The organism is Agromyces sp. NPDC055661, assembly GCF_053618135.1.
The window spans coordinates 1034406-1046160 of sequence record NZ_JBSHHC010000001.1 but is presented as its reverse complement, the minus strand read 5'-3'; the positions used below and the strand labels follow the sequence as shown (position 1 = coordinate 1046160).

Sequence of the window (11755 nt, the reverse complement as noted above, 5' to 3'; positions counted from 1 at the left end):
GGCGGGCCGCTTCGGCGTCAGCTCCGCTCGGCGAGCATGCCCTCCATGAGCTCGATCTCCGCCTGCTGCGAGTTCACGATCGACTGCGCGAGGCTCAGCACCACGCGCGACTCGGCGCGCGCGAGCACGGCGTCCGCCATGTCCACGGCGCCCTGATGGTGGGCGATCATGAGCTCGAGGAACTGCCGCTCCGCCTCGACGCCCGTCGACGCCTGCAGCGCGGCGATCTGCTCGGCCGTCGCGAGGCCGGGCATCGGGGCTCCGGGCTCATGGGCGGATGCCGCGGCATCCGTGCCCGTCGCGTCGTGCCCGCCGTGCTCGTCGGCGCCCTCGAGCGGCGGTCGGGTCATCCACGTCATCGACGGCTCGGAGCCCGCCTGCGAGAGGTCCCACTCCTCGAGCCAGCCGTACATCTGGCCGGCCTGCTGCGACTGGGTCGTCGCGATGTCGTAGGCGAGGCGGCGCACGTCGGGATCGTCGGTGAGGTCGCGCACGATCATCGCGAGCTCCACGCCCTGCAGGTGGTGCACCTGCATGTCGCGCGCGAACCCCGCCTCGGCGCTGTGGTCGCCGGGGGTCGGCTCCGCGAGCGTCGAGAGGCGTCCGAGCGAGAACGCGACGACGGCGACGACGACGATCGCGAGGCCGGCGGCCACGAGCACCGCGATCCGGCCGGCACGCGAGGGTGCGCGCTCAGCGGCGACGTCGGGGTCGGAGTCGGTGCGTTCCAGGTCGTCGTCGTGCTCCACGGCGTCGGCCGCGTCGAGCGTCGGATGCCCCGAGGTCACGCCTTGCCCGGTGCGTCCACGCCGCCCGTGCACAGGGCGCCGGGCTCGGGCACGAGGTCGCTCTTCCAGTACTCCTCGAAGAACTGGGAGATGCGGGGGTCATCGGCCTCGTCGACCTGGAGCTGCACGTTCCAGCCGCTCAGCACGATGGGCGAGGGGAGGCCGTCGAACGGCGAGAGGATGACGTACGTCGAGGGCAGCTTCGCCTTCAGCGCGTCGAGGTCGGACGACGAGAGCGACGGGTCGTACGTGACCCAGAGGGCGCCGTGCTCGAGCGAGTGCACCGCGTTCTCGTTCGGCACCGACTCCGTGTAGACGCCGCAGTTCAGCCATGCGGGGTTGTGCTCGCCGCCGGCCGGAGGGGTCTGCGCGTAGTCGACCGCGCCCGTGACGTGCGCCGACGTGTTCTCGAAGGTCTCGACGCCCTCGACGTCGGCACCCGAGCCGCCCGCCGAGTACGACGCCGGCTGGGGGATGAGCACGAACGACACCACGAGCAGCGCGACGACGACCACGCCGACGACGATCGCCGACCCGATCGCGATCGTGCGATTCCGCTTGCGGCGCGCCTCCTGCTTGCGGAACTCGGCGAGCTTGCGCTCCCGCTCCGCCGCTCGCTGCTGCTTGATCGTGGGCTTGCCAGAACTCACGTGGGGGCCTTCCGGTCGCGTCGAGTGCGCAGGGAGCGCGCAGGGGCAGCATCAATACGAGCGCATGCACCTGTGAAAGCACCGTACCGAGGAATCTTCGACCGCGCGAACGCGGGCGTGAGTAGAGTGAGCACCAGTTGCCGGGGGGCCAACGGGGGCGGCCCGGTCCAGCGCGAGGGGGCGGGCGCGATGACGAACGCGGCAGGCGATCCGGCGGGCGGAACCGAAGCGGGCGGAGTGGTCGACGGCGGGCCGCCGCCGGCGCCGCCGAAGCACGTCACCGGGCGCGTGATCGGCCTCGCCGCGGCCGGCGCGGTCGGCGGCTTCCTCTTCGGGTTCGACTCGTCGGTGATCAACGGCGCGGTCGACGCGATCCAGCAGGAGTTCGCGCTGTCGTCGGTCGTGACCGGCTTCGCCGTCGCGAGCGCCCTGCTCGGCTGCGCGCTCGGCGCGGAGCTCGCCGGCCGCCTCGCCGACCGGTTCGGGCGCATCCCCGTCATGGTCATCGGCGCGATCCTCTTCCTCATCTCGTCGATCGGGTCGGGCCTCGCGTTCAGCGTCGTCGATCTCATCGTCTGGCGCGTCATCGGCGGCGTCGGCATCGGCATCGCCTCGGTGGTCGCGCCCGCGTACATCGCCGAGATCTCGCCACGGCTCATGCGCGGGCGACTCGCGTCGCTGCAGCAGCTCGCCATCGTCTTCGGCATCTCCGCGGCCCTGCTGTCGGACGCGTTGTTCGCGAACGCCGCGGGCGGCGCCGCCGAACCCTTCTGGCTGGGCCTCGACGCCTGGCGCTGGATGTTCATCGCGTGCGTCGTGCCGTCGGTCGTGTACGGCGTTCTCGCGTTGACGCTGCCCGAGTCGCCGCGCTACCTCGTCAAGGTCGGAAAGGAGGACCAGGCGCGTACGGTGCTGGCGCGCATCCAGCCCGGCGAGGAGGACCGCGCGGTCCGCGACATCCACGCGTCGATGGAGCAGGACGAGCTCGGCAAGAAGAAGGGCGCGCTGCGTGGGCCCGTGTTCGGCCTCCAGGGCATCGTCTGGATCGGCATCCTGCTCTCGGTGTTCCAGCAGTTCGTCGGCATCAACGTGATCTTCTACTACTCGACGACCCTCTGGCAGGCCGTCGGCTTCGACGAATCCGACTCGTTCACGATCAGCGTGATCACGTCGATCACGAACATCGCCGTGACCTTCATCGCGATCGCGCTCGTCGACCGCGTCGGGCGTCGTCCGCTGCTGCTCATCGGCTCGGCGGGCATGGCCGTGAGCCTCGGCACCATGGCGTTCGCGTTCGCGAACTCGGTCGAGGTCGACGGCGCCGTGACGCTGCCCGGCGCCTGGGCCCCGATCGCCCTCGTCGCCGCGAACCTGTTCGTCGTGTTCTTCGGGTTCTCGTGGGGCCCGCTCGTCTGGGTGCTGCTCGGCGAGATCTTCCCGAACCGGTTCCGGGCGCGTGCGCTCGGCCTCGCGGCGGCGGCCCAGTGGATCGCGAACTTCCTCATCACGGTCACGTTCCCGTGGCTCGCCGACCTGTCCCTCTTCTTCACCTACGGCATGTACGCGTCGTTCGCGGTGCTCTCGTTCCTGTTCGTCTTCTGGAAGGTTCCCGAGACGAACGGCATGTCGCTCGAGGAGTCCGAGGTGGTCTTCGCGCGCAAGGGATCGGCCAAGCGCCCGGCCGTGCAGTCCGGCTAGGCTGGGCGCGTGAGCGCACTCATGCTGTGTCGTCGTCGCTGAGACAGGCGACCCCTTCCGACGCGTCCGCGCAGCATCCGCTCGCTGTTCGACGCACTCCACCAGAGGAATGAACACGGCATGAAGTACGCAGAGTCGATCGTCGACCTCGTCGGCGACACCCCGCTCGTCAAGCTCCAGCACGTCACCGAGGGGGTGACGGATGCCACGGTGCTGGTGAAGCTCGAGTACTTCAACCCCGGCGGTTCGGTGAAGGACCGCATCGCGAGCCGCCTCATCGACGCCGCGGAGCGCGAGGGCAAGCTGAAGCCCGGCGGCACCATCGTGGAGCCGACCTCGGGCAACACCGGGGTGGGGCTCGCCCTGATCGCGCAGCAGCGCGGGTACAAGTGCATCTTCGTCTGCCCCGACAAGGTCAGCGAAGACAAGCGCAACGTGCTCATGGCCTACGGCGCCGAGGTCGTCGTGACGCCGACCGCGGTCGCGCCCGACAGCCCCGAGTCGTACTACGGGGTCTCCGACCGCCTCGCCCGCGAGATCCCGGGCGCCTTCAAGCCCGACCAGTACTCGAACCCCAACGGTCCGCGCTCGCACTACGAGACGACGGGTCCCGAGATCTGGCGCGACACCGACGGAAAGGTCACGCACTTCGTGGCCGGCGTCGGCACCGGCGGCACCATCACGGGCACCGGGCGCTACCTGCGCGAGGTGTCGGGCGACGCCGTGCGCATCATCGGCGCCGACCCCGAGGGCTCCGTCTACTCGGGCGGCACAGGCCGTCCGTACTTCGTCGAGGGCGTCGGCGAGGACTTCTGGCCGAAGGCCTACGACCCCGAGGTGCCGCACGAGATCATCGCGGTCTCCGACGCGGAGTCGTTCGCGATGACGCGCCGGCTCGCGCGCGAGGAGGGCATCCTCGTCGGCGGGTCGAGCGGCATGGCCGTCGTCGCGGCGCTCAAGGCCGCGGCATCCGCCGGACCCGACGACGTGTTCGTCGTGCTGCTGCCCGACTCGGGCCGCGGCTACCTCGGCAAGATCTTCAACGACAAGTGGCTGCGCGCCTACGGCTTCGGCAATGCGCCCGCGGGTCACACCGTGCGCAACCTGCTCGACGCGAAGGCCGACCGCACCGTCCCGCTCGTCTACGTGCACCCGAGCGACACCGTGAAGGACGCGATCGACCGCATGGCCGCGACGGGCGTCTCGCAGCTCGTCGTGCTGTCGGCCGAGCCGCCGGTCGTGCTCGGCGAGGTCCTCGGCGCGCTGCATGAAGAGGAACTGCTCGACCTCGTGTTCTCGGGCCGGGCGAAACTCACCGACGACGTCTCGACCGTGGTCGGCGACGCGCTTCCGCTCATCGGCGTGAACGAGCCCGTCGCGACGGCACGAGCGGCCTTCGGCGACGCCTCCGCGATGCTCGTCACCGACGGCGGCAAGGCGCTCGGCGTCATCAGCCGCACCGACCTGCTCTCGTACCTCTCCTCCTGATCCATCGGATGCCGCAGCGGCATCCGTCATGAAAGGCCCACGCACCATGCACGACGACGCGCGCTTCGACACCCGTGCCATCCACGCCGGACAGGCGTTCGACCCGACCACCGGCGCGGTCATCCCCCCGATCTACCAGACCTCGACCTACGTGCAGGACGGCATCGGCGGCCTCCGCGGCGGCTACGAGTACTCGCGCGGCGGCAACCCCAGCCGCACGGCGCTCGAGACGCAGCTCGCGGCGCTCGAGGGCGGCATCCGCGGCCTCTCGTTCGCGTCGGGCCTCGCGGCCGAGGACGCGCTGCTGCGCACGGTGCTCGCGCCCGGCGACCACGTCGTGATCGGCAACGACGTCTACGGCGGCACCCACCGCCTCGTGCGTCGCATCTTCGGCGCGTGGGGCATCCGGCACACCACCGTCGACACGAGCGACCTCGACCAGGTGCGCGCCGCCGTCGAGCTCGGCACGACCAAGGTGCTCTGGGTCGAGACGCCCTCGAACCCGCTCATGAAGATCTCGGACATCGCCGCGCTCACCGAACTCGGCAACGAGGCCGGCGTGCTCGTCGTCGTCGACAACACGTTCGCGTCGCCCGCGCTGCAGCAGCCCATCGGGCTCGGCGCCGACGTCGTGATCCACTCGACGACGAAGTACCTCGGCGGCCACTCCGACGTGGTCGGCGGCGGGCTCGTGTTCGCGTCCGGGCAGGAGGAGCTCGCCGAGCGGGTGACGTTCACGCAGTTCGCGGCCGGTGCGGTCTCGGGGCCGTTCGACGCGTTCCTCACGACGCGCGGGATCAAGACGCTCGGCATCCGGATGCAGCGGCACAGCGAGAACGCCCTCGCGATCGCCCGGCGGCTCGAGCAGCACGACGGCATCGCCCGCGTGCTCTACCCGGGACTCGAGTCGCACCCCGGGCACGAGCTCGCGGCCCGGCAGATGTCGGCGTTCGGCGGCATGGTCTCGATCGACCTCGAGGGCGGCGCTGCCGCGGCGCGCCGGTTCGCGGAGTCGACGGAGCTGTTCCAGCTCGCGGAGTCGCTCGGCGGCGTCGAATCGCTCGTGAACTACCCGTCGGAGATGACGCACGCGTCGGTGCGCGGCACCGAGGCGGAGGTGCCCGAGTCGATCGTGCGCCTCTCGGTGGGCATCGAGGACGTCGAGGACCTGCTCGAGGACATCGACCGGGCGCTCGCGCGGCTGTAGCGGCATCCGCCAGCCTTCGAGGACGCTGAGCGCCGGGCTTCGGCCCGGATCGCGGTGTCACAATTGAGGTGACGGCGCGCGGCACGTCACCGGCGCCGAGGAGATGAGCGCCATGGTCTGGCTCTGGGTCACCATCATCATCGTCGCCATCATCGCCATCGTGCTGTTCTTCATGTCGGTGAAGATCGTGAAGCAGTACGAGCGCGGTGTCGTGCTCCGGTTCGGACGGCTGCACCGCGTGCGCGATCCCGGCATCCGCTTCATCATCCCGTTCGTCGACGTGATGACGAAGGTGTCGTTCCGCATCGTCACGCTGCCGATCCAGTCGCAGGGCATCATCACCCGCGACAACGTGAGCGTCGGCGTCTCGGCGGTCGCCTACTACCGCGTCGTCGACGCCGTGAAGTCGGTCATCGCGATCGAGAACGTGCAGTCCGCGATCGACCAGATCGCCCAGACGACGCTGCGCAAGGTCGTCGGGCAGCACCACCTCGATGAGGCGCTGTCCGACACCGCGACCCTGAACGCCAACATCCGGCAGATCCTCGACGTGACGACCGCGGAGTGGGGCGTCGAGGTGACGCTCGTCGAGCTGAAGGACATCCTGCTGCCCGACTCGATGAAGCGGGCGATGGCCAGGCAGGCCGAGGCCGAGCGCGAGAAGCGTGCGAAGATCATCGCCGCCGAGGGCGAGGCGATGGCCGCGGCCCAGCTCGGCGCCGCGTCCGACACGATGATGTCGCATCCACTCGCACTGCAGCTGCGGACGCTGCAGAGCATCGTGGAGGTCGGCGTCGACAAGAACACGCTCGTCGTGTTCCCGGCGCCGCTCATGACCTCGATCGGCGAGCTCACGTCGTTCATCGACCGCGAGGCGGCGGTGTCGCAGGTGCGCGGGCACTGACTCCGGGGAGCGCCGCGGCGGACCGGGACAGCCCGCCGCGGCCCGGGGGATCCCCGCCGTCGGCTCGGGTCGTGCCCGTTGTCGCTCGGTGGCAGGAATTCGATGAAGTGTGTCGATCCTGCCATCGCACGTGTCGGTGGGATGCCCCAGAATGAGCGGGTGACATCGAATCAGGCGGGCGCCGCGATCGGCGCGCAACCGGCGACCTCGCCGGGCGCCGCGGACGCTCCAGCGACCGACGGCGGGCAGGCGCACCACGGAACCCTCGGGCTCGTACAGGGCACGGCGCTCTACATCGCGAGCGTCCTCGGCACCGGCATCCTCGTGCTTCCCGGGCTGGCCGCCGCTGCTGCCGGGCCTGCGTCCATCGTCGCGGTCGCCGCGGTGCTCGTGCTCTCGATCCCGCTCGCCGGCACCTTCGCCGCGCTCGCCGCGCGCTACCCCGACCCGGGCGGCGTCGCCAGCTACGTGCGCCGTGCGCTCGGCGCCACGGCCGCGCGCATGACGGGCTACTGGTTCTACTTCGGCGTCTGCGTGGGCGCCCCGGTCGTCGCGATCCTCGGCGGGGAGTACGTCGTCGCGGTGCTCGGCGTCGACCGCGCCGCCGTGCCGATCATCGGCTTCGCGGTCTTCGTGCCGCCGTTCATCGCGAACTGGTTCGGCGTGCGCGTGGCGGGCTGGGTGCAGTTCGTGCTCACGGGCCTGCTGCTGTCGGTCGTGGTCGGCGTCGTCGCCGTCACGTTCCCCGCGGTCGAGGCGTCGAACTTCACGCCGTTCCTGCCCAACGGGTGGGCCGGCGTCGGGCTCGCGATCAGCCTGTTCGTGTGGGCGTTCGCCGGCTGGGAGGTCGGCACCCACATCGCCGGCGAGTTCAAGAACCCCCGTCGCACGATCCCCATCGCCACGGCGATCGCGATCGTCGTCGTGGGCCTCGGCTACCTGGCGCTCCAGTTCGTGACCGTCGCGGTGCTCGGCTCGCGCGCCGGCGAGGGCCAGGTGCCCCTGCTCGATCTCGTCGAGTCGACGGCGCCCGGCATCGGGTCGGTGCTGGTGGCGATCGTCGCGGCCGTCGTGACGCTCGGCGTCGTCAACGCCTACCTGCCCGCCTTCGGCAAGCTCGGCGCGGCGCTCGGTCGCGACGGCGATCTGCCGCGGTGGCTGGCCAAGGGCGCAGCCGATGGCGAGGTCCCGCGCCGGTCGCTGGCCCTCACCGGCGTGCTCATCGTCGTCTACTTCGGGCTCATGCTCGTGAACCGGCTCGACCTCACCGGCTTCATCCTCATCCACACGAGCAACATGGTCGCCATCTACGCGGCCGGCATGCTCGCCGCCACCCTGCTGCTCGAGCGTTGGAGCCTCGGCTGGTGGCTCGCGGTCGTCGCGACCGTCATGACGGCCGGCCTGCTGGTGCTCGCGTGGGCGAACCTCATCGTGCCGCTCGTGCTCGCGCTCGCCGCGGTGCTCGTCACCCTGGTGCGCCGGGTGCGGCGCAGGCGGGCCGCCGCGCGGGCCTCTCGTGTCGCACGGGCCGAGGAGGATGCAGCCGACGCCCCAGGCGATGATGCCGACGCCGACGCCGGCGTCTCCGAACCCGTCCTCACCGCCACCGCCCGACAGGAGCCCCGTTGACCGAGTACCGTGCCGCCTTCGACGCCGACATCGACTTCGTGAACGGGGGTCGGCTGCAGGCCCAGGGCTTCCGGCTCGACCTCCCGTCGGCCGACCTCACCGGGGCGCAGATCGGCGAACTCCTCGTGCGTCACCTCGGCCTCGCCATGGTCGGCCGCGTCGAGCTGACGAACCTCGAGATCGTCGAGGAGGCGCACAAGGGGTCGCGCGGCGTGGCCGAGACGGCGACGGATGCCGCGGCATCCGCTGCCCGCACCGGCACAGCGGGAGCGACCCGAGGCGAGCTCGTCGACCTGAGCCACCCGATCCGGGCCGGCCTCGTCACGTATCCGGGCATCCCGGCGCCGACCATCACCCCGCACCTCACCCGCGAGGCGTCGCGCGACCACTACGCGCCGGGCACGGAGTTCGCGATCGACATCATCACGATGGCCGGCAACACGGGCACCTACCTCGACTCGCCGTACCACCGCTACGCGGAGGGCGGCGACCTCGCGAGCCTCGATCTCGCGACCCTCGTGGGCGTGCCCGCCGAGGCCTTCCGGTTCACGGATGCCACGACGCGCGGCATCCCCGCCGAGGCTCTGCTCGACCGCGACCTCGCCGGCACCGCCGTGCTGCTGCACACCGGCTGGAGCCGCCACTTCGGCACGCCCGAGTACGCGCAGGGAGCGCCGTTCCTCACCGAGGCCGGTGCGCAGCACCTCGTCGACGCGGGTGTCGCGATCGTCGGCATCGACTCGCTGAACATCGACGACACCGAGTCGGGCGGCACGCGCCCGGCGCACTCGATCCTGCTCGCGGCCGGCGTGCACGTCGTCGAGCACCTCACGGCGCTCGACCGCGTGCCCGCGCACGGCGCGCGCTTCACGGCGGTGCCGCCGCGGGTCGAGGGCTTCGGCACGTTCCCGGTGCGGGCGTTCGTGGAGCTGCCGGTCGGCTGAGCCGACAGCCGGTGTCGGCGATCCGACCGCGGCCGTCGCCGATCCGACGGTCGCGGCGGCCGACGCGTGCCCGATGGGTCACGTGGCGACCCACGGCGTCGTGCGGTGGCATCCGCCGAGTTCGTGGGTGAGGATTAGGGAATGATCGCTCCCGAGTACTCGCTTCGCGACGGCACGTCCCTCCCTGCGATCGGGCTCGGCACCTACGGACTCAACGAGCAGGCCGGCATCGAGGCGATCGTCTCGGGCATCGCCGACGGATACCGCCTGCTCGACACCGCGTACAACTACGGCAACGAGGACGTCGTCGGCGAGGCCGTGCGCCGCTCGGGCGTCGACCGCAGCGACCTCGTGATCACGACCAAGCTCCCCGGCCGCCACCACGGGTACGACGAGACGATCGCCAGCCTCGAGGAGTCGCGCCGGCGCCTCGACGTCGAATGGGTCGACCTCTACCTCATCCACTGGCCGCTGCCGCGCATCGACAAGTTCATCGACAGCTGGCGGGCGATGATCCGCCTGCGCGAGCGGGGAGTCGTGCGCTCGATCGGCGTCTCGAACTTCACGGCCGACATGCTCGACCGCCTCGACCGCGAGACCGGGGTCGTGCCGTCGGTCAACCAGGTCGAGCTGCACCCGTACTTCCCGCAGGAGGAGCTGCGCGCCTACCACGACGAGCACGACATCCGCACCGAGAGCTGGAGCCCGCTCGCGAAGCGCTCCGAGCTGCTGCAGGAGGCGGTCATCACCGGGCTCGCGGCGGAGAAGGGCGTGTCGCCCGCGCAGATCGTGCTGCGCTGGCACGTCGAGCTCGAGGCCGTGCCGATCCCGAAGTCCGCGGATGCCGAGCGCCGCCGCGCGAACCTCGACGTGTTCTCCTTCAGCCTCGAGCCCGAGGAGGTCGAGGCGATCTCGGCGCTCTCGCGCGGGCGCCTCTGGGGCGCCGACCCCGACACGCACGAGGAGTTCTAGCCCGAGGTCCGACGGGGCGACCGCGCTCGTTCGCCGGGAGGTCGCCGGGGCGACGGGCCGCGTTCATCGGGCGTCGGCAGGCTCGCGGCATGGCCATCTCCCGACGTCTTGCGATCGCCGCGTCCGCCGCGATCGCCCTCGCCCTGGCCGCGCCCGTCGCGGCATCCGCTCGCCCCGGCGTCGACCCCTCGACGCCCGCGGTCGTGACCACCGACATCGAGACGCCCGTGCTCTACGACGACGACGAGGGCGGCAACGCCTCGGGCGACGACCCCGCGATCTGGGTGAACCCCACCCACTCCGCCGAGTCGATCGTGATCACGACGGCCAAGGAGGGCGGCCTTCGTGTCTACGACCTCGCGGCGGACGAGCTCCAGTCGCTCGCGGCCGAGCCGGCTCCCCGCGCCGACGGTGCCGACGGCCGCTACAACAACGTGGACATCGCCTACGGCCTCGACCTGGGCGACGGACCTGTCGACATCGCGGTGGTGTCCGACCGGTACAACGACCAGCTCCGGTTCTTCGCCATCGACCCGGCCGGCTCGTCGGCGACGCAGCCGCTGCGCGAGGTGACCGCGCCCGAGCTGCCGTTCCTCTTCAGCGCCGACCGCGCCGAGGTCGACGAGGAGCACACCGCCTACGGGCTCGCCGTGTGGCAGCCGAAGGGCGGCGACGCCGTGGCGGTCGTCACGCAGGAGGGCGCGACGACGGTCGCGACCGTGCGCCTCGTCGCGGGCGACGGCGTCGTCGGGTACGCGGATGCCGCGACGATCGACTTCCCCGCGACCTTCCCGCTGCCCGACGGCACGACGTGGATCCCGTGCGAGGAGCCCGGCGTGCTGCCGCAGCTCGAGGGCGTGAGCGTCGACCAGCGCACCGGCGTGCTCTATGCCGCGCAGGAGGACGTCGGCCTGTGGCGCCTGCAGCTGCCGATCGGCCGCGGCGAGCCGAAGCTCGTCGACCGCGTTCGCGACTTCGGCGTGCACGACGCCTACGACCCCGAGACCGAGGAGTGCGCGCCCATCGATCCCGCCGACGCGGGCTTCGGCGGCACCGTCCTCGAAGCCGACGCCGAGGGCGTCGACGTCTACCACGGCCCCGGCGCCACCGGCTACGTGATCGTGTCGAGCCAGGGCGGCGACACCTACGCGGTCTACCGCACGCAGGGTCGCAACGACCTGGTCGGCACCTTCCGGGTCGCGGGCGTCGACGACGTGAACGGCTCCGACGGGCTCGCCGTGACGAACCGGCCCGTCGGCGAGTACCGGCAGGGCCTGCTCGTCACGCACGACGAGCCCGACAGCGGACCCGAGGTCGACGACGAGCGGGATGCGACGAACTTCTCGTACGTGCAGTGGGGCGACGTCGCCGACGCGCTCGGCCTCACGGCCAGCGCCGCGGAGCGCAACGACCCGCGCTTCGGCCGCTGAGCGAGCGCCGGCCCGCCGCCGAGCGGTGGCGGGCCGGTCCGTCGG

General features: G+C 71.5%; 10 protein-coding genes. 8 read left to right on the top strand and 2 right to left on the bottom strand.

Translation table 11 applies throughout. The features are described from left to right. Window positions 1-17 precede the first annotated feature (17 nt). Both ACWGO8_RS04770 and ACWGO8_RS04765 read right to left on the bottom strand, forming a co-directional pair. The gene (locus ACWGO8_RS04770) at window positions 18-788 is read right to left on the bottom strand and encodes a DUF305 domain-containing protein (RefSeq protein ID WP_452041974.1); all 771 of its coding nucleotides are present in this window, start codon (window positions 786-788) and stop codon (window positions 18-20) included. After that, complete coding sequence (locus tag ACWGO8_RS04765) at window positions 785-1438, bottom strand: DUF3105 domain-containing protein (protein ID WP_452041973.1); 654 nt, start codon at window positions 1436-1438, stop codon at window positions 785-787. The genes ACWGO8_RS04770 and ACWGO8_RS04765 overlap by 4 nt, the downstream gene beginning before the upstream one ends. A gap of 189 nt (window positions 1439-1627) precedes the next feature. Between ACWGO8_RS04765 and ACWGO8_RS04760 the strand changes: the two genes are divergently transcribed. The 8 genes from ACWGO8_RS04760 to ACWGO8_RS04725 all read left to right on the top strand — a co-directional run bounded on the left by ACWGO8_RS04760 (window position 1628) and on the right by ACWGO8_RS04725 (window position 11710). Continuing rightward, on the top strand, window positions 1628-3136 hold the full coding sequence (locus tag ACWGO8_RS04760) for a sugar porter family MFS transporter (RefSeq protein ID WP_452041972.1): 1509 nt from the start codon (window positions 1628-1630) through the stop codon (window positions 3134-3136). Between the two features lie 120 nt (window positions 3137-3256). Then, on the top strand, window positions 3257-4624 hold the full coding sequence (locus tag ACWGO8_RS04755; protein WP_452041971.1) for a cystathionine beta-synthase: 1368 nt from the start codon (window positions 3257-3259) through the stop codon (window positions 4622-4624). A 46-nt stretch (window positions 4625-4670) separates the two neighbouring features. Beyond that, entirely contained in the window at window positions 4671-5831 is a 1161-nt protein-coding gene (locus ACWGO8_RS04750) for a cystathionine gamma-synthase (protein WP_452041970.1), read from the top strand. 112 nt (window positions 5832-5943) lie between these two features. Beyond that, window positions 5944-6735, top strand: coding sequence for a slipin family protein (locus tag ACWGO8_RS04745; protein WP_376955912.1), 792 nt, complete (start codon window positions 5944-5946; stop codon window positions 6733-6735). 159 nt (window positions 6736-6894) lie between these two features. Then, a complete protein-coding gene (locus tag ACWGO8_RS04740; protein ID WP_452041969.1) occupies window positions 6895-8364 on the top strand; it encodes an APC family permease in 1470 nt (489 codons plus the stop codon). Continuing rightward, entirely contained in the window at window positions 8361-9308 is a 948-nt protein-coding gene (locus ACWGO8_RS04735) for a cyclase family protein (RefSeq protein WP_452041968.1), read from the top strand. Before ACWGO8_RS04740 ends, ACWGO8_RS04735 begins: the two co-directional genes overlap by 4 nt. 141 nt (window positions 9309-9449) lie before the next feature. Continuing rightward, complete coding sequence (locus ACWGO8_RS04730; RefSeq protein WP_452041967.1) at window positions 9450-10280, top strand: aldo/keto reductase; 831 nt, start codon at window positions 9450-9452, stop codon at window positions 10278-10280. A gap of 89 nt (window positions 10281-10369) precedes the next feature. Continuing rightward, the gene (locus tag ACWGO8_RS04725; RefSeq protein ID WP_452041966.1) at window positions 10370-11710 is read left to right on the top strand and encodes a phytase; all 1341 of its coding nucleotides are present in this window, start codon (window positions 10370-10372) and stop codon (window positions 11708-11710) included. Window positions 11711-11755 lie beyond the last annotated feature (45 nt).

Bases quoted from the DNA above. Each gene is read 5' to 3' on its own strand.
- ACWGO8_RS04760 (WP_452041972.1), top strand. From the start codon at position 1,628: ATGACGAACGCGGCAGGCGATCCGGCGGGCGGAACCGAAGCGGGCGGA.
- ACWGO8_RS04750 (WP_452041970.1), top strand. From the start codon at position 4,671: ATGCACGACGACGCGCGCTTCGACACCCGTGCCATCCACGCCGGACAG.
- ACWGO8_RS04730 (WP_452041967.1), top strand. From the start codon at position 9,450: ATGATCGCTCCCGAGTACTCGCTTCGCGACGGCACGTCCCTCCCTGCG.
- ACWGO8_RS04725 (WP_452041966.1), top strand. From the start codon at position 10,370: ATGGCCATCTCCCGACGTCTTGCGATCGCCGCGTCCGCCGCGATCGCC.
- ACWGO8_RS04755 (WP_452041971.1), top strand. From the start codon at position 3,257: ATGAAGTACGCAGAGTCGATCGTCGACCTCGTCGGCGACACCCCGCTC.
- ACWGO8_RS04745 (WP_376955912.1), top strand. From the start codon at position 5,944: ATGGTCTGGCTCTGGGTCACCATCATCATCGTCGCCATCATCGCCATC.